This is a genomic window from Rhodococcus sp. A14, assembly GCF_011603105.1.
Lineage (GTDB): Bacteria > Actinomycetota > Actinomycetes > Mycobacteriales > Mycobacteriaceae > Rhodococcus_F > Rhodococcus_F opacus.
On sequence record NZ_JAAOQS010000016.1, the window covers coordinates 54,830 to 76,929 of the forward strand.

At 68.5% G+C, this 22,100-nt stretch carries 18 protein-coding genes and 3 pseudogenes; 13 read left to right on the top strand and 8 right to left on the bottom strand.

The window, feature by feature from the left end; all coding sequences use genetic code 11:
- Positions 1 to 11: 11 nt before the first annotated feature.
- Positions 12 to 734, bottom strand: a complete 723-nt coding sequence (locus G9373_RS11635) for a helix-turn-helix domain-containing protein (protein ID WP_167115231.1) — start codon at positions 732 to 734, stop codon at positions 12 to 14.
- Positions 735 to 819: 85 nt separating this feature from the next.
- On the opposite strand from G9373_RS11635, the gene G9373_RS11640 reads away from it, so the two are divergent.
- From G9373_RS11640 to ggt, 3 genes are all read left to right on the top strand, one after another.
- Positions 820 to 1,257, top strand: a complete 438-nt coding sequence (locus tag G9373_RS11640; protein WP_005253393.1) for a DoxX family membrane protein — start codon at positions 820 to 822, stop codon at positions 1,255 to 1,257.
- A gap of 164 nt (positions 1,258 to 1,421) precedes the next feature.
- Positions 1,422 to 2,948: an FUSC family protein gene (locus G9373_RS11645; protein ID WP_206032083.1), complete on the top strand. Its 1,527-nt coding sequence runs from the start codon at positions 1,422 to 1,424 to the stop codon at positions 2,946 to 2,948.
- A gap of 37 nt (positions 2,949 to 2,985) precedes the next feature.
- Positions 2,986 to 4,956, top strand: coding sequence for a gamma-glutamyltransferase (gene ggt, locus G9373_RS11650; protein ID WP_167115237.1), 1,971 nt, complete (start codon positions 2,986 to 2,988; stop codon positions 4,954 to 4,956).
- A gap of 18 nt (positions 4,957 to 4,974) precedes the next feature.
- Here the strand turns inward: ggt and G9373_RS11655 are convergent, their stop codons facing one another.
- Complete coding sequence (locus tag G9373_RS11655) at positions 4,975 to 5,985, bottom strand: LLM class flavin-dependent oxidoreductase (RefSeq protein WP_005567824.1); 1,011 nt, start codon at positions 5,983 to 5,985, stop codon at positions 4,975 to 4,977.
- Between the two features lie 114 nt (positions 5,986 to 6,099).
- Between G9373_RS11655 and G9373_RS11660 the strand changes: the two genes are divergently transcribed.
- Both G9373_RS11660 and G9373_RS11665 read left to right on the top strand, forming a co-directional pair.
- Complete coding sequence (locus G9373_RS11660) at positions 6,100 to 6,291, top strand: hypothetical protein (protein ID WP_005253397.1); 192 nt, start codon at positions 6,100 to 6,102, stop codon at positions 6,289 to 6,291.
- A 9-nt stretch (positions 6,292 to 6,300) separates the two neighbouring features.
- Positions 6,301 to 8,685, top strand: a pseudogene (locus G9373_RS11665) (glutamate--cysteine ligase); the annotation flags it as partial.
- Positions 8,686 to 8,693: 8 nt separating this feature from the next.
- Here G9373_RS11665 and G9373_RS11670 read toward each other — a convergent pair.
- Positions 8,694 to 9,077 carry a hypothetical protein gene (locus G9373_RS11670; RefSeq protein WP_005567830.1) on the bottom strand — a complete coding sequence of 128 codons (384 nt, stop codon included), beginning with the start codon at positions 9,075 to 9,077 and terminating at the stop codon, positions 8,694 to 8,696.
- Between the two features lie 467 nt (positions 9,078 to 9,544).
- On the opposite strand from G9373_RS11670, the gene G9373_RS11675 reads away from it, so the two are divergent.
- Both G9373_RS11675 and G9373_RS11680 read left to right on the top strand, forming a co-directional pair.
- Complete coding sequence (locus G9373_RS11675) at positions 9,545 to 9,844, top strand: DUF4193 domain-containing protein (RefSeq protein ID WP_005248611.1); 300 nt, start codon at positions 9,545 to 9,547, stop codon at positions 9,842 to 9,844.
- A 9-nt stretch (positions 9,845 to 9,853) separates the two neighbouring features.
- Positions 9,854 to 10,288: pseudogene (locus G9373_RS11680) on the top strand (SRPBCC family protein); the annotation flags it as partial.
- A gap of 62 nt (positions 10,289 to 10,350) precedes the next feature.
- Here G9373_RS11680 and G9373_RS11685 read toward each other — a convergent pair.
- Entirely contained in the window at positions 10,351 to 11,259 is a 909-nt protein-coding gene (locus tag G9373_RS11685; RefSeq protein ID WP_005567833.1) for a glycosyltransferase family 2 protein, read from the bottom strand.
- Positions 11,260 to 11,700: 441 nt separating this feature from the next.
- On the opposite strand from G9373_RS11685, the gene G9373_RS11690 reads away from it, so the two are divergent.
- A complete protein-coding gene (locus G9373_RS11690) occupies positions 11,701 to 13,092 on the top strand; it encodes a wax ester/triacylglycerol synthase family O-acyltransferase (RefSeq protein ID WP_206032084.1) in 1,392 nt (463 codons plus the stop codon).
- Positions 13,093 to 13,153: 61 nt separating this feature from the next.
- Here the strand turns inward: G9373_RS11690 and G9373_RS11695 are convergent, their stop codons facing one another.
- Positions 13,154 to 14,977, bottom strand: coding sequence for an NAD(P)/FAD-dependent oxidoreductase (locus G9373_RS11695; protein WP_005567837.1), 1,824 nt, complete (start codon positions 14,975 to 14,977; stop codon positions 13,154 to 13,156).
- A gap of 220 nt (positions 14,978 to 15,197) precedes the next feature.
- Here G9373_RS11695 and G9373_RS11700 point away from each other — a divergent pair, with 220 nt between their 5' ends.
- The 4 genes from G9373_RS11700 to G9373_RS11715 are packed head-to-tail and all read left to right on the top strand — an operon-like array spanning position 15,198 to position 17,979.
- Entirely contained in the window at positions 15,198 to 15,638 is a 441-nt protein-coding gene (locus tag G9373_RS11700) for a YciI family protein (RefSeq protein WP_005253402.1), read from the top strand.
- Positions 15,639 to 15,679: 41 nt separating this feature from the next.
- The gene (locus tag G9373_RS11705) at positions 15,680 to 16,903 is read left to right on the top strand and encodes an RNA polymerase sigma factor (RefSeq protein ID WP_206032069.1); all 1,224 of its coding nucleotides are present in this window, start codon (positions 15,680 to 15,682) and stop codon (positions 16,901 to 16,903) included.
- 57 nt (positions 16,904 to 16,960) lie between these two features.
- Complete coding sequence (locus G9373_RS11710) at positions 16,961 to 17,290, top strand: metalloregulator ArsR/SmtB family transcription factor (protein ID WP_005253404.1); 330 nt, start codon at positions 16,961 to 16,963, stop codon at positions 17,288 to 17,290.
- Entirely contained in the window at positions 17,290 to 17,979 is a 690-nt protein-coding gene (locus tag G9373_RS11715) for a cation transporter (RefSeq protein WP_064079895.1), read from the top strand. The genes G9373_RS11710 and G9373_RS11715 overlap by 1 nt, the downstream gene beginning before the upstream one ends.
- On the opposite strand, the pseudogene G9373_RS11720 reads toward G9373_RS11715, so the two are convergent.
- The 3 genes and pseudogenes from G9373_RS11720 to G9373_RS11730 all read right to left on the bottom strand — a co-directional run.
- Positions 17,946 to 18,977, bottom strand: a pseudogene (locus G9373_RS11720) (crotonase/enoyl-CoA hydratase family protein); the annotation flags it as partial. The gene G9373_RS11715 and the pseudogene G9373_RS11720 overlap by 34 nt on opposite strands.
- The gene (locus G9373_RS11725; protein ID WP_054247989.1) at positions 18,974 to 20,611 is read right to left on the bottom strand and encodes an acyl-CoA dehydrogenase family protein; all 1,638 of its coding nucleotides are present in this window, start codon (positions 20,609 to 20,611) and stop codon (positions 18,974 to 18,976) included. The pseudogene G9373_RS11720 and the gene G9373_RS11725, both read right to left, overlap by 4 nt.
- Positions 20,608 to 21,219, bottom strand: coding sequence for a TetR/AcrR family transcriptional regulator (locus G9373_RS11730; protein WP_005567845.1), 612 nt, complete (start codon positions 21,217 to 21,219; stop codon positions 20,608 to 20,610). Before G9373_RS11730 ends, G9373_RS11725 begins: the two co-directional genes overlap by 4 nt.
- 79 nt (positions 21,220 to 21,298) lie before the next feature.
- Here G9373_RS11730 and G9373_RS11735 point away from each other — a divergent pair, with 79 nt between their 5' ends.
- On the top strand, positions 21,299 to 22,084 hold the full coding sequence (locus G9373_RS11735; RefSeq protein ID WP_054247987.1) for a crotonase/enoyl-CoA hydratase family protein: 786 nt from the start codon (positions 21,299 to 21,301) through the stop codon (positions 22,082 to 22,084).
- Positions 22,085 to 22,100 lie beyond the last annotated feature (16 nt).

Here is a 22,100-nt window from a genome sequence, read left to right on the forward strand (position 1 = left end):
GGCACGCTTTGTCACTCACGTGCGGGTGGCTGCTCACGTTCGATCCGCACACAGCAGTACCCCTCGGCGGGTGCCAGTGTCGCGCGCCGATCCTCGCATCCCGCGCCGTCGAGCAGCCCGGAGAGCAGCGCGAGGTTCATTCCGCACACCATGTCGGTGTGCTGCCGGGCGAGCGTGTGGAACGGGCAGTTGACCAGGACGATGGTGCCGTCGCTGCGGCGCGGTTCGTAACCGCACGTCGCGAGCGCCGCGAGCAGATCGTCGTCCGTGCAGCCGGTGTCGGCGCCGAGGCCGCGCCCGAAGTCGTGGGCACGCGCGGAGAGGGCCGCCCGCGGCGATGCGCCGGTGGCGTCCGCGTCCTCGATCGCCCGGGCGAACAACTCGCCGGCGAGCGCGTACGCCCGCTCGGGCAGGTGTACGGAGAATTCACGGTCGGATCGTCGGTAGAGCTTGGCGGGCCGCCCCGCGCCCGGACCCGACCGCCCCCCGCGCCGCGCGAACTCGACCGCCAGTAGCCCCTCGTCGGCCAGCTTCTCGAGATGGAACGCGGACGTCGAGCGAGCGAGTCCCAGCGCCTCGGCGACGTCGTCGCGGCTGACCGGCGTCGTCTGCGTGCGCACGTGGTCGTACACCCGCCTGCGCACCGGCTCGTCGAGGGAGGAGACGGCCGAGACGTCCGAGACGTCCGAGACGTCCGAGACGTCCGAGACGTCCGAGCGTGGAGTGTCACCCATGGACCCATTGTAAAACCGAGAACCGTTGACTTAATTGTGCGGGAAATTCTATAGTCAATACACATAGTTTTTAGAAGGAGTCGTCATGGCTACCAACACACCCCACGAGGTCAGCCACGGTTCGCACACCCTGGCCGACCCCGGCTATCAGGCCTTTCTCGTGCTGCGCACGGTCTTCACCGTGGCGCCGATCGTGTTCGGGCTGGACAAGTTCACGAACTGGCTCACCGACTGGCCGGCCTACCTCGCGCCGTGGATCGACGGCATCCTGCCGGGAACCGCGCAGCAGGGCATGTACGCCGTCGGCGTGATCGAAGTGATCGCAGGAATCCTCGTCGCCGTGGCGCCGCGGATCGGCGCCTGGGTCGTCGCGGCCTGGCTGGCCGGAATCATCGTCAACCTGGTCACGCTGTCCGGGTACTACGACGTCGCACTGCGCGACTTCGGGTTGCTCGCCGGTGCCGTCGCTCTCGGCCTGCTCGCCGCGGAGTACGGGCGCCCGCTCCACCGCCCCCACACCTGATCGGTACCGCGCACCGCACGTGAGATGCACCTCATCGACTGTTTCCAGTGACTCGACCGCTCGTAGTCTGTGTGGTCGTGTCGGTAGGAGCGCAGGACCAGGGGACCGGGTCTCGGGATCACGGTGTGCCGATCCCTGCGCCGGCCCCGGCACGCTCGTTGCTCCTGGGGGTACCCAAACAGGGTCGGCGCTGGCCGAGCGTGGTCCGCGCCGCGGTGGCCGTGTGCCTGCCCGCGCTGGTGGGCGTCGCGCTCGGACACTCTGCGGTCGCCGCGACGGCGACGCTGGGAGCCTTCGCCGTCGTCTACGGCGAGGGCAGGGCGTACCGGGTGCGGTGGCGGGTGGTCTCGATCGCCGCCGCCGTGATGGTGCTCCTCGCCGGTGTGGGCGCGGCGGTCGGTGCACTCGTGCACGACGCGACGTCGGCGGGCGGTTCCGCGCGGTGGGGGATGGCGCTCGTCCTCACGATGACCGTCGTCGTGGCCGTCTGCGCCTTCGTCGTCGACGGGCTGCGGCTGGGAGCGCCCGGTGCCTTCCTCCCGCTGCTGACGGTGGAGATCTCGTCCGCGCTGCCCGCCCTCGGTGTCTCCGTGGCCGAGGTGACGTCCTGGGCGGCGGCCGGCGCGGTGTCGGCGTTGCTCGTGTCGATGTCGGGGCTGCTCGCGCGTCCACGCACCCCCGAGCGTGCCGCAGTCGCGACCGCGGTCGCCGCAGTCGAGGCCGCACTCTCCGACACCCCCGCACCGAATTCCCGTCGGGACGCGGTGCGGTCGCTGCACGCCGCGTGGCAGTGCCTGCACGACGCCGCCCTCGTCGGGCGTGACCATCCACTGACCCGCACGTTGCGCGCGGCTCACCTGCGGTGCGCGGCCACGGTGCACGGTCTCGGCGCGGACCACGCCTCCGACGAAGACGACCTGCGGCCGCAGGTCCCGCTGCCCAGGCCGTCGATCCGCTACCGGCTCGCGCGGGCGGCTCACCTCCGGGGCCGGTCCTGGACGATCGTCGCCCGACTGCTGGTCGCGTGCCCCGCCGCCGGTCTCCTGGCGCTGGGTCTCGGTGTCGCCCGTCCCGACTGGGCCGTGATCACCGCGGCGATGATCCTGCATCAGGGCCCGGATCGGGTGCTGGGGACGTACCGCGGGCTGCACCGGTTCTTCGGAACGGTGCTCGGACTCGTTCTGCTCGCCACGCTCGCGACGCTCGACCTGTCGGCGGCGGCGCTGGTACTCGTCGTGGCGCTCCTGATGGCGGGGACGGAAGCGTTCCTCGTCCGCAACTACGGCCTGGCGATGGTGTTCATCACCCCGCTCGCGTTGGTTCTCGGCGGCCTCGGAACGCACGTCGACCTCGTCGCCGTCACCCGGGACCGGCTTCTCGAGACCGTCCTCGGTGTGGCGGTGGCGCTGCTCGTGTTGTGGACCGTGCTTCCGGGTTCGTATCGGCGGATCCTGCGCGACGCGGACGAGCAGGTGGCCGGGACGATCGGGCGGCTCGGCGATGCGCGGGAACCGGATGCCGTCGCGGAACTCGGCCGGGATCTCGAGTTCGATCTGCATGCGTCCACCACTGCCGCGATCACCGCCGCCCACACCGACCCGGCGTGGACCCGCGACCGGTGGCCCGAGCACCACCACCTCCACGAGCTCGGCTACCGAATCCTCACCCGGCACTTCGGACCTCGTCTTTAGCCGGTCGGCACCGGATCTCCGCTGTTAGGGTTCGGTGATGGGTCCTGTGACGGGAATCGGAACAGCTATTCGGGCCTCGTTGGCCGCGGCTCTCTGCGTCGGCATGCTGGCCGCGTGCGCGTCGGACGAGGAACCGCAGAGCGATCCGGCGGCCACCTGTGCGGACGTTCCCAACGGCACCCCGATCGCCAAGGCACCGCCGCCCCCCGGTCCGGCGCCGACCACCCAGAACCTCGCGACCAACCCCGAGATCGCCACCGTGTACCGCTCCGGGATGGTGCCGGTGAGCACCGCGTCGTATGCGGTCTCCACCGCCAATCCCGTGTCGACGCAAGCCGCGTGCGCGGTGTTGCGGGACGGGGGCACGGCCGCCGACGCGCTGATCGTGGCCCAGACCGTTCTCGGCCTCGTCGAACCGCAGTCGTCCGGAATCGGGGGCGGGGCGTTCCTGCTCTACTACGACGCCGGGCAGAAGAGTGTCGAGGCGTACGACGGGCGCGAGGTCGCGCCGATGGCGGCGACGGAGAACTACCTGCGCTGGATCAGCGACACCGACCGCACCGAGCCCAAGCCCGACGCCCGGGCGAGTGGCCGGTCCATCGGGGTTCCCGGGGTGGTGCGGATGCTCGAGCTGGCGCACCGCGAACACGGCCGGGACCAGTGGCGGGAACTGTTCGACCCGGCCATCTCGCTCGCGGACCAGGGACTCGAGGTCAGCCCCCGGATGGCCGGGCAGATCGCCGAGTCCGCTCCCGATCTGGCGCTCGACGAGCCGTCGAAGGCGTACTTCCTCAACCCGGACGGCAGCCCCAAGCCGGCAGGCACGAAGCTGACCAACCCGGCCATGGCCAAGACGCTCGGCGCGATCGCGGCGGGCGGTGCCGACGCCTTCTACACCGGGGCCATCGCCCAGGGCATCGTCGATGCGACGGCGACGGCGTCGGGTGGGCGCACTCCCGGACAGGTGACTCTCGACGACCTCGCGAACTACCAGGCGAAGAAGCGGACGGCGCTGTGCACGCCGTATCGGGATCACGAGATCTGCGGCATGCCCAACCCGTCGTCCGGTGGCACGGCGGTCGCGGCGACGCTCGGCATCCTGGAGAACTTCGACCTGTCCGAATACGGGCCCACGAACCTCGACGACAACGGCGGCAAGCCGACGGCGGAGGCCGTGCATCTCATCTCCGAGGCGGAGCGACTGGCGTACGCCGACCGGGACAAGTACGTCGCGGACTCCGATTTCGTTCCGCTGCCGGGCAATTCCCTCGACACGCTGCTGAACGAGGACTACCTGAAGCAGCGGGCCGGCCTCATCGACCCCGGCAAGAGCATGGGCACCGCGCAACCGGGCAACTTCGGGCCGGTCCCGCTCGGTGTGCAGCCGCAGGACAAGGAACACGGCACCAGCCACATCTCGATCGCCGACAAGTACGGCAACGTCGCGTCGATGACGACGACGGTGGAATCGGCGTTCGGCTCGTTCCACATGACGGACGGCTTCGTGCTCAACAATCAGCTCACCGACTTCTCGGCCCAGCCCGTCGGGCCGGACGGGACGCCGCTCGCCAACCGTGTCGAACCGGGTAAGCGGCCCCGCAGTTCGATGGCCCCGACGCTCGTCTTCGACCGCGACAGCGACGGTTCGCGGGGGGACGTCCAGTACGTGACGGGGTCGCCGGGCGGTTCCGTGATCATCCAGTTCGTCGTGAAAACGCTCGTGGGAATGCTGGATTGGGGTCTGAACCCGCAGCAGGCGGTGTCGGCGGTCGACTTCGGAGCGGCCAACACCCCGGTCACCGGCGTCGGCGGGGAGCATCCGAACATCAATGCGGCCAACGACGGCGCCGACGACCCCCTGATCGTGCAGTTGCGGGCGATGGGTCACCAGGTGTCGGTCGCGCCGCAGTCCAGCGGGCTCAGCGCGCTGCAACGCCAGGACTCGGGTTGGGTCGGCGGCGCGGACCCACGCCGGGAGGGCGCGGTGATGGGTGACGGTACGGGTTAGGCACCGCCACCGCAGGAATTATGCCTGCTCGACGAGCGGGGCCACCTTGGTGCCGAGCAGTTCGATCGCGCGCATCACCTGGTTGTGGGGCAGCGGCCCGACGCTGGGGTGCAGCATGAACCGCTCGATGCCCAGGGTGTCGCGCATGCCGGCGATCTTCTCCGCCACTTGCTCGGGGTTGCCGAGCACGAGCGAACCGCCGGGTCCGCGCAGACCGTCGAATGCCTGCGGGTTCATCGGCGCCCACCCGCGTTCGCGTCCGAGGCCGGTCATGGCCGCGGCGTACGACGGGTAGAACTCCGAAACCGCCCGGTCCTCGGTGTCCGCGACGTAACCGTGCGCGTGGACGGCGATGGGCTGCGGTTCGTGCCCACCCTCCGACACGGCACGGCGGTGCAGGTCGGCCAGCGGTGCGAAGCGGGCGGGTTGTCCGCCGATGATCGCGAGCGCCATCGGCAGGCCGAGGAGTCCGGCGCGGGCCACCGACTCGGGATTGCCGCCGACCCCGACCCAGATGGGAAGGGGACGTTCGGGCCGCGGGTAGACGGACTGGTCCGTCAGCGCCGACCGGTGCCGTCCCGACCAGTTCACTGTCTCGGAGTCGCGGAGGGCGAGCAGCAGGCCGAGTTTCTCGACGAACAGTTCGTCGTAATCGGCCAGGTCGTAACCGAACAGCGGGAACGACTCGGTGAACGAGCCGCGACCGGCCATCACCTCGGCGCGCCCGTCGGAGATCAGGTCGAGGGTCGCGAATTCCTCGAACACGCGCACCGGGTCGTCGGAGCTCAGGACGGTGACTGCGCTGGTCAATGCGATGCGGGACGTCCGCGCGGCGGCGGCCGACAGCACGACTGCGGGCGCCGACGCGGCGAAGTCCGCCCGGTGGTGCTCACCGACGCCGTACACGTCGAGGCCGACCTGCTCGGACAGGACGACCTCTTCGAGCAGATCCTTCAGGCGCTGCCGCGGCGACACCGCCCCGGCTCCGCCGGAACCGACCTCGGCGAACGTCGTCAACCCGAGTTCCATGCCACACCCCTCGCTTGTGATAGTTGAATCATCAATTAGATGGTGTAACTGCGCGGACGGACGGGATATTCCGTCCGATGATTCAGACCGGAGTCGGCGGGGAACCCGACGACCATGGCGAAATACCGAGTGATCGATCCCCGGGGCACTGTGGTCGAAACGAAGGAGATCCCGAGCGCCGACGACGCGCACGCATGGTTCGTCGACGTTCGCGCAGACAATTCCGAGCTCGGATGGCGGATGGAAGTCGACGAGGACGGCACCTGGGCGTTCTTCGACGACACCGAGGGTGCCACAGAGAAATAGAGGCACATCGTGCTCGCCAGCGACCCACGCAAAGTGGGGGTCGAGGAGGAATTCCACCTCATCGATCGCAAGACCCGGCGCCTGACCACCCGCGCGCCGGAGTTGCTTGCACGACTTCCCGACGGCGTGTTCGTCGACGAACTCCAGCAGTGCGTCGTCGAGGTCAACAGCGGTGTGTACGCCGACCTCGACGGCCTGCGGACCGACCTGGAGCGGCATCGGAGAGTGCTGATCGACGCGGCCGAGGGGCTCGGCATCGGCGTGGCGGCCGCGGGCTCGATGCCGCTGGCGCTGCCCGCCGAGATGCACGTGACGGGGACGCAGCGCTACCGGCGCATGCTCGCGGACTACCAGGTTCTCGCCCGCGAGCAGCTGATCTGCGGCACGCAGGTTCACGTCGACCTGCCCGACCGCGACGAGGCCGTGCAGGTCGCGCACCGCGTCGCTCCGCTGATGCCCGTCCTCCTGGCGCTCAGCGCGAGTTCCCCGTTCCGGTCCGACGGTGCGGACACCGGCTACGCCAGCGCGCGGACCCTTCTGTGGTTGCGCTGGCCGAGCACCGGTCCGGCCGCGCCCGTCTCCTCGGCCGCCGAATACGGCACCCTGATCGACGACCTGGTCGCCAGCGGGGTGATCAGTGACCCCGGTATGGCGTACTTCGACGTCCGGCCGTCGGTGAAACTTCCGACCCTGGAGTTGCGGGTGTGCGACAGCTGCCCGCGATTGGACACGGTCGTGCTCGTCGCCGCCCTGTTCCGTGCGCTCGTCGAACGCGAGGTGGAGGGTCTGCGCGCCGGGACGAAGGGCGTCGAGGTCGTCCCGACCCTGACCAGGGCGGCACTGTGGCGGGCGGCCCGGTCGGGGTTGGAGGAGGAACTCGTCGACGTGACGGTTCCGCAGGCACGTCCTGCGGCGGAACTCGTCGGCGACTTCGTGAATTCGCTGCGGCCGCAGCTCGAGGAGACCGGCGACTGGGACACCGTGGTGGAGCTGTCCGCCGAGGCCACCACCCACGGCAGCTCCGCCGCCCGGCAACGTCAGGCGCTCGGTCGCCGCGGCCGGCTCACCGACGTGGTCGATCTGCTGCTCGCGGAGACGGCGGGCCGCTCCGAGCACCTTCCCGAAGTGGAGTCGCCACCCGCGCCGCGCGAGCTCGGCCCGAGGTCGACCGGTGCCGGCCGGACCCGGCGATACTGGAGCGCGAGGTTCTGGGACCGCGGCGAGACCGCCGACATGACGTGGACGGAGTCGACGGAGCTCGACGAGAAAAAGCTGATCGAGTGGCGCCGGGATCTGCACGCGCACCCGGAACTGTCGTTCGAGGAACGCAGGACAACCGGCGTCGTGCGGGCCCATCTCGTCGGTCTCGGGCTCGCACCCGTCCTGATGCCCGGCGGGACCGGCCTGTGGTGCGACCTCGGTCCGGACACGGGCGAGTGCATTGCGCTGCGCGCCGACCTCGACGCGCTGCCGATCGCCGAGACGACCGGTCTCCCGTTCGAGTCGAGGGTGCCCGGAGTGTCACACGCGTGCGGTCACGACGCCCACACCACCATGTTGATGGGGGCGGCATCCGTCCTCACGAAATACCCGCCGCCGTCCCGGGTCCGGCTCATCTTCCAGCCCGGGGAGGAGACCACCCCGGGCGGCTCGGTCGACACGATCGCCGCGGGCGCACTCGACGGGGTGTCGAAAATCTTTGCACTGCACTGCGACCCGAATCTCGAGGTCGGAAAACTGGCCACCCGGACCGGGCCGATCACATCCTCCAACGACTCCGTCACCGTGCGGTTGTGGTCGGCGGGGGGACATACCGCGCGACCCCATCTGACCGGCGATCTGATCCATGCCGCGGCCGTCCTGGTGACCGGTCTGTCGTCCGTGCTCGACCGCCGAATCGACGCCCGCACCGCGACCGTCCTCACGTGGGGGAAGGTGGCCGCCGGGCAGGTCGCGAACTCCGTTCCCGAATCGGGTGAACTGGTCGGCACCCTGCGCAGCGCGTCCCGTGAGACGTGGGCCTCGCTCGAACCGCTGGTCACGGACACGATCTGTCACCTGCTCGCGCCGTACAACGTGCGGTACGAACTCTCCTACCTGCAGGGCGTCCCGCCCGTCGTCAACGATCCCGACTGCACCGCCGACCTCCGGGAGGCGATCGAATCGGTCGTCGGCTTCGACCACCTGGCCGAGGCACATCAGTCCAGCGGCGGCGAGGATTTCGCGTGGTACCTCGAGAAGGTTCCGGGCGCGATGGCCAGACTCGGCGTGTGGGACGGGATCGGCACCCGGCAAGAGCTTCACCAGCCGGCGTTCAACCTCGACGAACGCGCAATGATCCACGGGGTCCGGACGCTGGTCGCGCTCACCCGGCTCGAAGACCAGTCCGGGTGACCGCGGCGTCAGGCCGGTTTGGCGGCGGCATCCGCCAGTTTCGGCACCGTCGCCTCGACGGCGTACGGGAGGCTGAGGACATTCCAGACGAGGACGTCGATGTCGAACTGCTCCTTGCTGATGGTGAACGCGTCCTGGTCGGCTGCGAGTTGCGCGATCTGCTCCGGGACGACGAACCCGAGCGACGTCATCAGACGTGAGCGCGGGTCGTTCGGGGAGCGGACGTAGAACGTTCGCCTCGTACGCGAAACGGCCTCACCGGTGAACTGTCCGCGGTTGAAGACTTCGGGGTGCGTCCCACCGAGCGCGTCCTGGGCCCAGAGCCACGTGGCGTCGGCCAGGCCGACCCCGGCACTCACCGTCAGGAACTTGCGGCGGTCGAGCGTGCGCATCCACGTACCTCCCTGTAGGTGAGGCTGACCTACAGGGAGCGGTCCCGGCCGTGCATCTGCGGCGGAAACGGGGGAGTCGGCTCGGGAATCGGAGGCGTCGGCGGAGGTCCCGGAGGTCCCGGCGGTTCCGGCTGTGGTCCGGGTTCGGGAGGTGCAGGTTCGGGGCCCGGCTCGGGCGGAAACGGGTGAGGCGGCGTCGGCGTCGGCGGCACCGGAGGAGGGCCCGGATCCGGCGGCACCGGCTCCGGGTCCGGCACGGGATTGCCGAGCTCGTCGTGGGCACTCGTCATCAACTGACCACCTTCTGATCGGCTGATTGAGTGGTACCCGGAACGGGCATCCCGCAATCACGGGACGAGCTGTGGCCGCCCGGGAACAAAACGCGGGATCGGTGCGTTGTCTAGCAACCGTGCCCCGCAAGTGTGGAATTTCACGACACGGGGAACATGAGCCAAAGGGAGGAAGTCATGGCAACCGACTACGACGCACCACGGGTTACCGTCGACGACGAACTCGCCGCGGACTCGCTCGAAGAATTGAAGACACGGAGGAACGACTCGCAGTCGTCCGTCGTCGACGTCGAGGAGACCGACACGGCGGAGTCCTTCGAACTGCCCGGCGCCGACCTGTCCGGTGAGGAACTCACGGTCCGCGTCGTCCCGAAGAGGGCCGACGAATTCACTTGCAGCAGTTGCTTCCTGGTCCATCATCGGTCGCGTCTCGCGTCCGAAGAGGGCGGACAGCTGATTTGCCGCGATTGCGCATAGGAGGCCCGAGTGGCCGAGGTCAGTAGAACGTTCACCGTCGCCGCACCGCTCGAGAAAGTCGTCGCGTACCTGCGCGACTTCGCGAACACCACGGCCTGGGATCCCGGGACCGACAAGTGCGAGCAGACCACCCCCGGCCCGGTGGGGGTGGGCACGGAATGGCACAACGTGTCGTCGTTCTTCGGACGCACCACCGAACTCACCTACCGCATGACCCGCGACGACCCCGATCACGTCGTCTTCGAAGGCCGCAACAAGACCGCAGCCACGTCGGACGATCTGGCGTTCGAGAAGGTGGACGACGCCTCCACGTCGATCACCTACCGCGCGCAACTCCACTTCACCGGCCTGGCGCGATTCGCCGACCCCGTCGCCCGCCTCGCATTCGAGGTGCTCGCGGCCAAGACCGTCAAACAGATGACCGGGGTTCTCGAAGCGAGGTAAGCGGTACCACGATTCACCAGCGCCCTCACTCTCGACGAGTGAGGGCGCTTCGTCCCCTCGGATCAGGGTATGATCCGGTCCTCGTGATCCGAAAAGATCCGCCGCACACTGTGTTTGCGGGTGACCGGGTCGAAACTGCGCGTGGGTATCCAGACCGCGAAGTACATCGCCCGGACCAGCCACACACCGATCCACGAGACGCGTGCCTGCTTCGTCAACCCGTGGGCGCGCAGCGTGCGGGGGAGTGATGCCGTGTACTCGAAATACGACTTGCGAGACGACAGCATCCGCCGGCCGGACACCTGTACCTTCATCCCGGGCAGCATTGCGATCTTGATTCCCGCACCCTGGAGTGAGAGCGAGATGTCCGAGTCTTCCCAGATGCCCCGGCCCTCGTGCAGTGCGGGAAGGATGGTTTCCCACGCGCTCTTGCGCACCGCCATATTCGCCCCGTACACGCCGCGAGCTTCCTGAACCCCGGCGTCCTTCTTCGTGTCGGATGCCACGCGCACCATGAATCGCTGGACGCCCTGGAGTGGCATGTCGTACTGCTCGAACGGGCCGAGTGCGGCCCCGAACTCCGGGTCGGCGGCGGCGAAGAACTCGCGGATCGAGTGCGCCCAACCCGGCTGCACGACGGTGTCGGCGTCGATGCGCGCGACGATCGGCGTCTTCGCTGCTGCGATACCTGCGTTGCGGGCGGGGATCAGGCCGGGCTGTTCCTCGGTGATGATGCGAAGTCTGCCCGCGGCTTCGTGTGCCTGGGCCACGGCGACGGTGTCGTCGGTGCAGTTGTTGTCGACGACGATGATCTCGTCGATTTGGTCGCCCTGTGCAACGAGCGCGTCGAGCGCTCGACCGATGGTGGCCTCTTCGTTGTAGACCGGTATGACGACGGTCAGTGTTGGTGCAGGTCGAGGCTCGTTCTCCGGTGGGTTCTGCTGCTGCCCATCGGTGGGGGGCTGCGTCATCGCACGATCCTTTGGTGGAGGGTGGTCGAAGAGCACTCTACATACTCACGGGTTTGGTTGTGGTTGAGGTGGGAACACGACCGACGATACGACCGCCGAGGCACGAGTGCAGGATGGCGCCGATCTATCGGTGATGTTTCGGAGTGTGGAGCGCGTGCCGGCATCGTCCGCCCACCGGGGTCTACCGTGGGTAGACCGCGAAGATGTTTCGCGGTGTGCGCGCGGTCCCCGCCAGGATCGCCCGGTGGGTTCGTGACCCCCGACAATCCGCCAACTCTCTCCGAGACTGCTCGATTCTTCAATCACTTCCCACGGCGGATCGGCGAGGGATCCTTCGCGGGGGACTCGCGCTGCAGTCGGCTCCCGTGCTACTGCTCGAAGGGGCCGGATCCCCAGTCGATCGAACGTCGTCCACGCAGAAGGAGCGCTGAGAAAGTGAAGTTGGCACCACGCGACGCCGCATGGGTGTACCTGGAGCAGGAGAACACCCCGTTACTCAGCATCGCGATGTACGTCTTCGACACGTCGACGGATCCGCGAGGTTCGATGACCCCGGGCGAGGTCAGGGCGTTCGTTGCCGAGCGGGTGACCACGGTGGACGTGTTCACGCGTCGACTGCAGCGTGTGCCCCTCGATCTCGACCACCCGAGCTGGGTGGCGGACCACGACTTCGACATCGACAACCACCTCGAGGTCACCGATGCGCGAGGCGGAGGGTGGGGCGAGCTCCGCCGCATCGCCTCGGAGTTCGTTGGCCGCGGGTTGGATCTGCAGCGTCCGCCTTGGGAGATGCAAGTCGTTACCGGGTTGACGGACATCGATGGTGTCGCGGACGCGTCGGCGGTGCTGTTGAAGTTCCACCACTCGGTGGGCGATGGCACGGCCACCCTGGAGATGACCCGACGACTCTTCGCCGCTCAGGTTGACCGAGAGCAGGTGACGGGGCCGCAAACGCCAGTCGGGCCGAAATCGGTCAGGCAGGCGATACCGACGATCTCACGGCAGTTGCGCGCGTTCGTGCGAGGCATCCGGCACGTCTCGGCCGCGGGCAAGGAAGTGAAGGCCGCGGTCGACAGCGGAGACGTCCGGATGCCACCGAGGACGCGACCGGCCACGAGGTTCAACGGGAGCGTGGGCCCGGAGCGGACGTTCGACGCCGCTTCGTTCCTGCTCGACGACGTCCGGGCCATCCGAGCCGCAGGGGACGCGACGGTCAACGACGTGGCATTGACGGTGGTCTCGGGCGCCCTCCGCGACTACCTACGGGAAGTCGGCGAGGAAACCGAAGAATCGTTGGCGGCGAATGTTCCCATGTCGCTCCGGTCGCTCGGACACTTGGAGTCGGCAAACCAGATCACGGTCCTGCAGGTCGATCTTCACACCGACATCGACGACCCCCTCGAGCGGCTCCGCGCGATCCACACCTCCACAGCGGCGGAGCGGGACCGCAAACAGCGCGCCGAGGTTCTGCGTTCCGAGTCGCTGGTCGACGTGACTCCAGGTTTCGTCGTGCGGGCGATCAACTGGATCGCATCACGGTTGCCGTCCTCTACCTCGTCGGTTCCATACTTCAACGTCGTGACGACCAACGTCGCACGCGGTGGCGTTGATCTGTGGCTGCGGGACGCGCAGGCCGTGTCGACGTACGGTGCCGCGGCGCTGACGGACAGACAGGGTCTCACACATGCGATCCATTCGCTCGGCGACACACTGACCATCTCGGTTCTCACGACTCCGAACATGATGGACGACCCCGAGCGCTACGTGGCGCTGATCCACGCACAGTTCGACTCCCTGGCGGCGGCAGTGGGGGCATCGACCTCGACCATATGACCGGTGCGCGCCTGGGCGCCCCGCACCGGTGATGCGGGGCGCCGCTGCATGTCGGGGGCGATCAGCTGAGGTGATGCACCTCCTGCAGCCCGTAGACCGGTGTCGGGATCTCCTCGTGCCGGGCCTTGAGCTGCAGAGCGAGATACAGCGAGTAGTGCCGCGACTGGTGCAGGTTGCCGCCGTGGAACCACAGCGCTTCCTGCTGGGTCGGCTTCCACATGTTGCGCTGCTCGCCCTCCCACGGTCCGGGGTCCTTGGTGGTGTCGGAGCCGAGGCCCCAGCACTTTCCGACCTTGTCGGCCACTTCCTGACCCATGAGGTCGGCGGCCCAGCCGTTCATGGACCCGTAGCCGGTGGCGTAGACGACGAGGTCGGCCGGCAGTTCCGTCCCGTCGGTGAGAACCACGGCGTCCTCGATGAGATGGTCGACCTGTCCGGACACGAGGTGGATGCTGCCGTCGGCGACGAGGTCGGACGCGCCGACGTCGATGTAGTAGCCGGACCCACGGCGCAGGTACTTCATGAACAGACCGGACCCGTCGTCACCGAAATCGAGCTTGAATCCGGCCTTTTCCAGTCGGTCGTAGAAGTCCCTGTCCCGTTCGGCGATCTTCTGATAGATCGGGATCTGGAACTCGTGCATGATCTTGTACGGCAGCGACGCGAACGTGAGGTCGGCCTTCTCCGTCGTCATTCCCGCCGCGACAGCGCGCTCCGAGTAGAGGTCGCCGAGGCCGAGATCCATCAGGGACTCCGACTTCACGATGTGCGTGGACGACCGCTGCAGCATCGTCACGTCGGCGCCGTTCTCGAAGAGCGCCTTGCAGATGTCGTGAGCCGAGTTGTTGGCTCCCACGACGACGACGCGCTTCCCCACGTAGGCGTCCGGACCGGGGTGCTGACTCGAATGGTGCTGCTCGCCCCGGAAGACGTCCTGACCCGGGAACGACGGGATGTTCGGCTTGCCCGACATGCCGGTGGCGAGCACCAGCTGCTTCGGGTGGAGTACCACGTCCTCGCCGTCGCGGTCGAGGACGACGGTCCACTCCTCGGTCTCCTCGTCGAACGTCGCGGACGTGCAGGTGGTGGACGACCAGTACGGAATCTCCATCACCTTGGTGTACATCTCCAGCCAGTCGCCGATCTTGTCCTTCGGCGCGAAGACCGGCCAGTTGTCCGGGAACGGCATGTAGGGCAGGTGGTCGTACCAGACCGGGTCGTGCAGGCACAGCGACTTGTAGCGGTTGCGCCACTGGTCGCCGGGGCGTTCGTTCTTGTCCACGACGATGGCCGGGACCCCGAGTTGGCGCAGCCGCGCGCCGAGCGCGATGCCGCCCTGGCCACCGCCGATCACGAGAACGTACGGCTGGCGGGTGTAACCGAGTTCCCGCTCCTCGATCTCCCGTTTCTCCGCCCAGCTCAGGGTCTCGCCGCCGGAGCCGTGAACTGCACCCTTGACGCGGTTCCGTCCCCGGCGTTCCTCGTGGCCCTTCAACTCCTGCAGTGTGGTGAGGAAGGTCCACGCCTCGTCACCCTTCAGGCGCAGGTGTCCCTTGCCCCGGCCCGTCGCGGTCTCGAATTCGATCCACGCCGAGGTGACGCCGTCGGCCTCGTCCGGTGTCTCGGTGGTGCGGAAGTTGACGGGGTCGGTGTCGTCCAGGCGTGCGTGCAGCATCGCGGCGACGGCGTCGCGTCCCTCGACCGTCTTGAGGTTCCAGGTGAACGCCACCAGGTCGCGCCAGAAGCTGTCGACTGCGAACATGCCCGCGGCGCGGTCGACGTCGCGCGCGGCGAGAGCGGATTCGAAGCTCGCCAACCACAGGTCGACTCGTTCCTGAGGTGTCAGGGACGTCTGCACCGCAGTCGGCTGGACCGTCTGTGTCATGTACCTCTCCTTCGCTTGGTATGTGACATACAGCACACTCCGGAGTGGGGCGGGCGGCAAGCGTTGCATCGTGTTGCAATCCCGCCCGTGAGTACTTGTCAACGTCCCGCGGTTGATAAGTACTCACGGGGTGAATGTCGAAATCCGTGGTGGCCCGTTCGACGTACTGTGTGAGTCCACGGCAAGAAGGCCTGGACCGACCACAATCGAGGAGGAAATCATGCGGGTCATGGTGATGATCGAGGGTGCAGGTGCCGACGAAGACAAGATCGCCCCGACCGAGGAAATGCTGGCCGCGATGGGCGCGTACAACGAGGAATTGGTGAACGCGGGCATCATGCTCGACGGCCAGGGTCTGAAGCCGACCAGCGCAGGCGCGCGGGTGGTGTTCGAGGGCGGCACGACGTCGGTGGTCGACGGCCCGTTCACCGAGTCGAAGGAGATCATCGCGGGCTACTGGATCTGGGAGGTGCGATCCCTCGAAGAGGCGATCGAGTGGGTCAAGAAGTGCCCCGCCGACCCCGGCACCGGAATGCGCCAGCTGATCGAGGTGCGGCCGATCTTCGAGTCGGAGGACTTCGGGGACGAGTTCACTCCGGAGCTGCGGGAGAAGGAAGAGGCACTCGCGGCGCGGATCCGCGAGCAGCACCCGAACGGCTGAGTCCGGTGGACGTCCAGCGCACGGTCGAGGCGGTGTGGCGCATGGAGTCTCCGCGCCTCATTGCGTCGCTCACCCGCCTCGTCCGTGACGTCGGGATCGCCGAGGAGATCGCTCAGGACGCGTTCGTGCTCGCGCTCGAACAGTGGCCGGAGCAGGGCGTCCCCGGCAAACCGGGTGCGTGGCTGACGGCCACGGCCAAGCACAAGGCGATCGATCGCATTCGCCGTGAACGATCGCGGCAGTCGAAATATACGGAGATCGCCGTCGATCCGTCCGCGCAACCGCCGAGCGCCCTGCCCGCGCCGGACGCCGTCGACGGCGTGGAGGACGACCTGCTGGCTCTGGTTTTCGTGGCATGTCATCCGGTGCTTCCCCGGGAATCGCGTGTGGCACTGACCCTTCGACTGGTCGGGGGTTTGCGCACCGACGAGATCGCGCGGGCGTTCCTCGTCCCCTCGGCGACGATGGGGCAGCGGATCAGCAGGGCCAAGCGGACGCTGTCGGAGGCGAAGGTCCCATTCGAAGTGCCCGCACGCGAGGAACTTCCGGCACGGTTGTCGGCGGTGCTCGAGGTGGTCTATCTGGTGTTCAACGAGGGGTACTCCGCCACGTCGGGTGAGGACTGGATTCGGCGTGACCTCGCGTCGGAGGCGATGCGGCTCGCCCGTGTCCTCGCCGGCCTGCTGCCCCGGGAACCGGAGGTGCACGGACTGGTGGCGCTCACCGAGTGGCAGGCGTCACGGTTCGCCGCCCGGGTGGGTCCCGACGGTGAGCCGGTCCTGCTGCAGGATCAGGACCGGTCGCGGTGGGACCGAACCCTTCTGACGCACGGCAATGCCGCGCTGGAACGGGCAGTCGGGCTCGGCCGCCCGCTCGGCCCCTACTCGCTGCAGGCCGCGATCGCCGGGTGCCATGCCCGGGCGCCACGTTTCGAGGACACCGACTGGGAGGCGATCGTCGCCCTGTACGACGCGCTGGCGCAGGTGGCGCCGTCGCCGGTGGTGGAACTCAATCGTGCGGTGGCGTTGCTGCATTCGGACGGACCCGAGGCGGCGCTCGCTGCTCTCGACGCCGTACGGGACGACCCTCGGCTGGCGCGCCACCACCTCTACGGCGCCGTGCGGGGCGAAGTCCTCGAACGCCTCGGTCGTTACGACGAGGCGGCCCGGACCCTCGAGGACGCCGCGGCGACCGCACCCACCCACCGTGAACGGAACCTCCTCATGGCCCGCGCCGCCGCCGCGTCGGAGCACGCCGAGCCGTGAGTCTCGACCGTTGATTCATGATTTCCTGAATACAGAAACCGATGTACAGTCAGGATCATGGAGACACTGGTCCACCGGGACGCCCTCGCGCGTTTCGGGTACGCGCTGTCGGACACCACCCGCACACAGATTCTGCTGAGCCTGCGGTCCGGGCCTGGGTATCCGTCGGAGTTGGCCGAGAAGATCGGGGTGTCCCGGCAGATCCTGTCGAATCATCTGTCGTGCCTGCGTGGCTGCGGTCTGGTCGCCGCGGTGCCGGAGGGAAGGCGGAGCCGGTACGAACTCGCCGACCCGCGGATCGGACGTGCCCTCGACGACCTGCTCGGCCTGGTGCTCGCGGTCGATCCGTCCTGCTGCCCGGACGCGGAGACCGAAGGCTGTTGCTGATGGCGTCCGAACTCGGCATGCCCACCAGGCCGTCCGGCGAACGCAGGCAGGTCCTGTCCCGCCGGATCAGGTTCTTCGTGGCCGCGACGATCACCTACAACGTGATCGAAGCGATCGTGGCACTCACCGAGGGTGCGCGGGTGTCGTCGACGGCGTTGATCGGGTTCGGCCTGGATTCGGTGATCGAGGTGTCGTCGGCGGCCGCGGTCGCGTGGCAGTTCGCGGGACGCGATCCCGAGTCGCGGGAGAAGGTCGCGCTGCGCGTCATCGCGTTCTCGTTCTTCGGGCTCGCCGCGTACGTGAGCGTCGACGCGGTGCGGTCACTGCTGGGGGTCGGCGAAGCGCAGCACTCGACGGTCGGAATCGTGCTGGCCGCAGCGAGTCTGGTCGTGATGCCGGTCCTGTCGTGGGCGCAGCGGCGGGCCGGTCGTGAACTCGGTTCCCTGTCTGCGGTGGCGGATTCCAAGCAGACCCTGTTGTGCACGTACCTGTCCGCGGTGCTGCTGGTCGGGTTGCTGCTCAACAGCACCCTTGGCTGGTCGTGGGCCGATCCGATCGCCGGCCTGGTGATCGCGGTCATCGCGGTGAAGGAAGGCGTCGACGCGTGGAAGGGCGACACCTGCTGCCCCGCGCGGGTCGGTGCTCGCGCCGCGGATCAGGATCCCGGCGGCGACTGCTGCGACTTGTGATCGCCGAACGGCTCGTCGCGTTCGCGGACGGCCTCACGGAATCCGGCTGTGGCCGAGCGTAATTGGAACGCGTATCCCTCGCGGGTGTGCCGGGACATGCCGTCGAAGACGGTGCTCACCATCGTCGAATTCGCGACGCCCTGCGCCAGCAGTGCGCTGTTCAGTGCGAGTTTCACCATCATCAGCTGATTGACGGGCATCCTCGCGATCCGCTCGACGAGGTCCTCGGTGCGCCGGTCGAGTTCCTCCGCGGGCGCCGACTCCACCGCGAGACCCCACTCGGCAGCCTGCCGTCCCGTGATGCAGTCGCCGGTGAGGAGGAGTCGCTTCGCCCGCTGGTCGCCGAGGCGGTGCGCCCACATGCCCGCGGCAGGCACACCCCACACCCGGGTCGGGGGATAGCCGATCTTCGTGTCGTCCGCGGCGACGATCTGGTCGCAGTACAGCGCGATGTCGGTGCCGCCGGCCACGCAGAATCCGTGGATCTTCGCGACCGTCGGCTTGTTCGCGTGGAGTAGGCTCGCGAAGGCGCGGTTGAACCGGCTCATCATCGCGTAGTCGGCCATCGGATCCCAGTTGCCGAACGGATTGTGGTTGCGCGCCTGCACGATCGGATCGAGCACGGTGCCCGTCGTGCGGTCCGGCCCCTCGCCGGTGTGGCCGCCGTGCTCGGCGAAGATGCCCAGGTCGTATCCGCCGCAGAATCCCTTTCCGCGCCCCGCCAGCAGGATCACGTGGACGCGGGGATCGAGGTCGGCGCGTTCCACGGTGGCGGCGAGCTCCAGAGGAGTGTCGGCGGTGATCGCGTTGCCGTGGTCGGGACGGTTGAACGTGATCCGGGCGATGCGTCCGGTCACCTCGTAGGTGAGGGTCCGATACTCCGCCGGGGCGTCCGGCCGATCCGGTTCCCGACCCGCGAACAGGGAGTCGTCGTCCTCGTCCCAGCCGTCGCGCCAGGCCGCCGGACGGGTGCCGGCGTGGTCGTCGTGGCCGGTCACGACCCCACCTTGGGTGTGGCGCGGTCGATGATGGCGGCGGTGTCGACGCCGGTCGGCAGCGTCCCGAACACGGTGCCCCAGTCGCCGGACAGCCGGCTGACGCAGAACGCGTCGGCCACCGCCGGATGCCCGTGGCGGATCAGCAGCGCACCCTGCAGGGCGAGCGCCATGTCGCCAACGACCCGCCGCGCCCGGTGCTCGAGTGAGCTGACGTCGCTGAAACTCGCCTTCAGATCCGCGACGGCGGCGTCGAGTCGCGCGTCGGCTCCGGCAGCGGAATCGAGTTCGTCGAAGAAGACCTGAAGCGTCTCCGGCTGTTTCGCCATCGCGCGCAGGGTGTCCAGGGCGGCGACGTTGCCGGAACCTTCCCACACCGACAGCAGGGGAGCCTCCCGGTACAGCCGCGGCATCCGTGATTCCTCCACGTACCCGTTGCCGCCCAGGCATTCCAGGGCCTCGGCGGCGTGGATCGGGCCGCGTTTGCAGACGAAGTACTTGCTGACCGCCAGCGAGATGCGACGCAGGGTGTTCGCGTGCTCGTCGCCCGCGGTCGCGCGGTCGGTGAGCGCGGCCAGCCACAGGGCGACGGTCGTGGCCGCCTCCGACTCGACGGCGAGGTCGGCGAGCACGTTCCGCATCAGCGGCTGATCCACCAGGTGAGCGCCGAATGCGCTGCGGTGCACGGCGTGGTGCGCGGCCTGCGCGGTGCCGACACGCATGCCGGTGGCCGTGCCGATGGTGCAGTCGAGGCGGGTCATGTTGACCATCTCGATGATCGTCCGCACGCCGCGGCCTTCCTCGCCGACCAGCCACGCCACGGCCTCGTCGTACTCGACCTCGCTGCTGGCGTTGGAATGGTTGCCGAGTTTGTCCTTGAGTCGCTGCAGGTGCATCCGGTTGCGGGTGCCGTCCGGCAACACCCTGGGCAGGAAGAAACACGACAGTCCGCCGGGGGCCTGCGCCAGCACGAGGAACACGTCGGACATCGGCGCCGACGTGAACCACTTGTGCCCGGTCAGGACGTAACTGCCGTCGGACTGCGGCACGGCGCGGGTGGTGCCCGCGCGGACGTCGGAGCCGCCCTGCTTCTCCGTCATCGACATCCCGGCGATCAGCCCGGCCTTCGTCAGTGGAGGGTGCAGCGCCGGATCGTAGACCCGGGCGGTGAGCAACGGTTCGTACTGTTCCGCCAGCTCACGGTTGTGGCGCAGGGCGGGGACGACGGCGTACGTCATGGAGATCGGGCAGCCGTGACCGGGGTCGACCTGGCCCCACACCGCCATCTTCGCGGCCCGGACCAGGTGGGCGCGCGGGTTGGGGTCGGCCCACGGCGCGCCGTGCAGGCCCATCTCGACGGCAGTAGTCATCAATTGGTGGTACGCGGGGTCGTACTCCACCTCGTCGATGCGGTTGCCGTAGCGGTCGTGGGTGCGCAGGACGGGAGGGTGCGCCTCGGCGAGATCGCCCCAGCGCTGCGCCTCCTCGCTTCCGGCGAGGCGGCCGACGTCGTGCAGTTCCTCGAGCGCGTCGTGGGCGCCCTCGCGTTGCAGCGCTTCGAGGATCGGTGCGTAATCGGCCGCGTCGAAACTGACCAGCGGCGGCACCTGGTTGACGACCTCGTGTGTGGCACTCATGTCGGGCTCCCGAGGGATCGAAGGGTGAAGGTGAGCAGGGCGGGGATGATCGCGCCGTCGGCGGCACCGCGGGCCAGGGGCAGAATCAGGGCTTCGCCGATGGCGCCGACGATGCAGGCGGCGGTCACCGACGCGTCCTGTTCCGGGATCTCCCCGGCCTCGACGGCGGCGGCAATCGCGACCGCGAGGGCGTCGCGGAACGACTCGCGGAACAGGAGGCGTTCGGTGTCGACCTGCGGGTCGACGGGCTCGACGAGCAGCGCGTAGGCCAGGGTGGGTGCGCGCAGCGCGCGTTCGGCGAACGTGCTGACGGAGGCGGATACCGCGGCGACGCAGCGGCCCTCGGCGCCCCGGGCGGCGTTGCCGGATTCGACGGCGGCGCTCACCTCGCGACTGCAGACGATGCGGAAGACTTCCGCGAACAGTTCGCCCTTGTTCGCGAAGTGCCGGTAGACGGTGCCGGTGCCGACCCCCGCCTCGGCCGCGACCGCGGAGATCGAGCACCCGGCGTATCCGTGGCGGGCGATCAGCCCGATCGCGGAATCGATGAGGGTGGTGCGGAGCGCGTCCAGGCGTTCCTGGACGGCGGGTGTGCGCCGGTAGGCCATATTCAAGGAGTGAACACCCGTTCCGTTCTTCCGTCAAGGGTGCTAGCGTCGGCTGCACCAGCGAGGAAAGGCGCACTCGATGACTTCCGACGTGGTACTCGTCCGCAAGGACGGCCCGGTCACGACCATCAGCCTGAACCGGCCCGAAGTCCGCAATGCCGTCGACCGGCCCACCGCCGACGCGCTCGCCGACGCCTTCCGCGCATTCGACGCGGACGAGGACGCGTCCGTCGCGGTGCTCCACGGTGAGGGTGGAACATTCTGTGCGGGAGCGGATCTCAAGTCGATCAGTTCCGGGAACGGGAACCGGGTCGCACCCGACGGTGACGCTCCGATGGGGATCTCCCGGATGCGGTTGTCCAAACCGGTGATCGCCGCGATCGACGGGCACGCGGTGGCAGGCGGGCTCGAACTGGCGCTGTGGGCCGACCTGCGGATCGCTGGTGCGGATGCCGTCCTCGGAGTGTTCTGCCGCCGCTGGGGCGTGCCGCTCATCGACGGCGGAACCGTCCGCCTGCCGAGGCTCATCGGGGAGAGTCGCGCGATGGACCTCGTCCTCACCGGCCGGCCCGTCGACGCCGACGAAGCCCTGAGCATCGGGCTGATCAACCGGAAGGTCGCGGCCGGGGAGGCCCTCACCGCGGCTCGGCAGCTGGCCGCCGAGATCGCCGGTCTGCCTCAGGTGTGCCTGCGGCAGGACCGGTTGTCGCTACTCGAGCAGTCGGGGCTCACCGAGGATCAGGCCCTGCTGAACGAATTCCGGCACGGTGCAATCTCTCTGGCCAACGGAACGGTCGAGGGTGCCGCACGCTTCGCCGCCGGGGCAGGCAGGCACGGTGATGCTGCGCCCGTGAGTACTTATTAACCAAGGGCGGTTGATA

What these genes read in the sequence shown, in the direction of transcription:
- G9373_RS11695 (WP_005567837.1), bottom strand. Translation starts at nt 14,977, where the DNA reads ATGACACAGACGGTCCAGCCGACTGCGGTGCAGACGTCCCTGACACCT.
- G9373_RS11670 (WP_005567830.1), bottom strand. Translation starts at nt 9,077, where the DNA reads ATGCGCACGCTCGACCGCCGCAAGTTCCTGACGGTGAGTGCCGGGGTC.
- G9373_RS11675 (WP_005248611.1), top strand. Translation starts at nt 9,545, where the DNA reads ATGGCAACCGACTACGACGCACCACGGGTTACCGTCGACGACGAACTC.
- G9373_RS11710 (WP_005253404.1), top strand. Translation starts at nt 16,961, where the DNA reads ATGGAGACACTGGTCCACCGGGACGCCCTCGCGCGTTTCGGGTACGCG.
- G9373_RS11685 (WP_005567833.1), bottom strand. Translation starts at nt 11,259, where the DNA reads ATGACGCAGCCCCCCACCGATGGGCAGCAGCAGAACCCACCGGAGAAC.
- G9373_RS11730 (WP_005567845.1), bottom strand. Translation starts at nt 21,219, where the DNA reads ATGGCCTACCGGCGCACACCCGCCGTCCAGGAACGCCTGGACGCGCTC.
- G9373_RS11655 (WP_005567824.1), bottom strand. Translation starts at nt 5,985, where the DNA reads ATGGAACTCGGGTTGACGACGTTCGCCGAGGTCGGTTCCGGCGGAGCC.
- G9373_RS11660 (WP_005253397.1), top strand. Translation starts at nt 6,100, where the DNA reads ATGGCGAAATACCGAGTGATCGATCCCCGGGGCACTGTGGTCGAAACG.
- G9373_RS11705 (WP_206032069.1), top strand. Translation starts at nt 15,680, where the DNA reads ATGGAGTCTCCGCGCCTCATTGCGTCGCTCACCCGCCTCGTCCGTGAC.
- ggt (WP_167115237.1), top strand. Translation starts at nt 2,986, where the DNA reads ATGGGTCCTGTGACGGGAATCGGAACAGCTATTCGGGCCTCGTTGGCC.
- G9373_RS11700 (WP_005253402.1), top strand. Translation starts at nt 15,198, where the DNA reads ATGCGGGTCATGGTGATGATCGAGGGTGCAGGTGCCGACGAAGACAAG.
- G9373_RS11715 (WP_064079895.1), top strand. Translation starts at nt 17,290, where the DNA reads ATGGCGTCCGAACTCGGCATGCCCACCAGGCCGTCCGGCGAACGCAGG.
- G9373_RS11735 (WP_054247987.1), top strand. Translation starts at nt 21,299, where the DNA reads ATGACTTCCGACGTGGTACTCGTCCGCAAGGACGGCCCGGTCACGACC.
- G9373_RS11725 (WP_054247989.1), bottom strand. Translation starts at nt 20,611, where the DNA reads ATGAGTGCCACACACGAGGTCGTCAACCAGGTGCCGCCGCTGGTCAGT.
- G9373_RS11640 (WP_005253393.1), top strand. Translation starts at nt 820, where the DNA reads ATGGCTACCAACACACCCCACGAGGTCAGCCACGGTTCGCACACCCTG.
- G9373_RS11635 (WP_167115231.1), bottom strand. Translation starts at nt 734, where the DNA reads ATGGGTGACACTCCACGCTCGGACGTCTCGGACGTCTCGGACGTCTCG.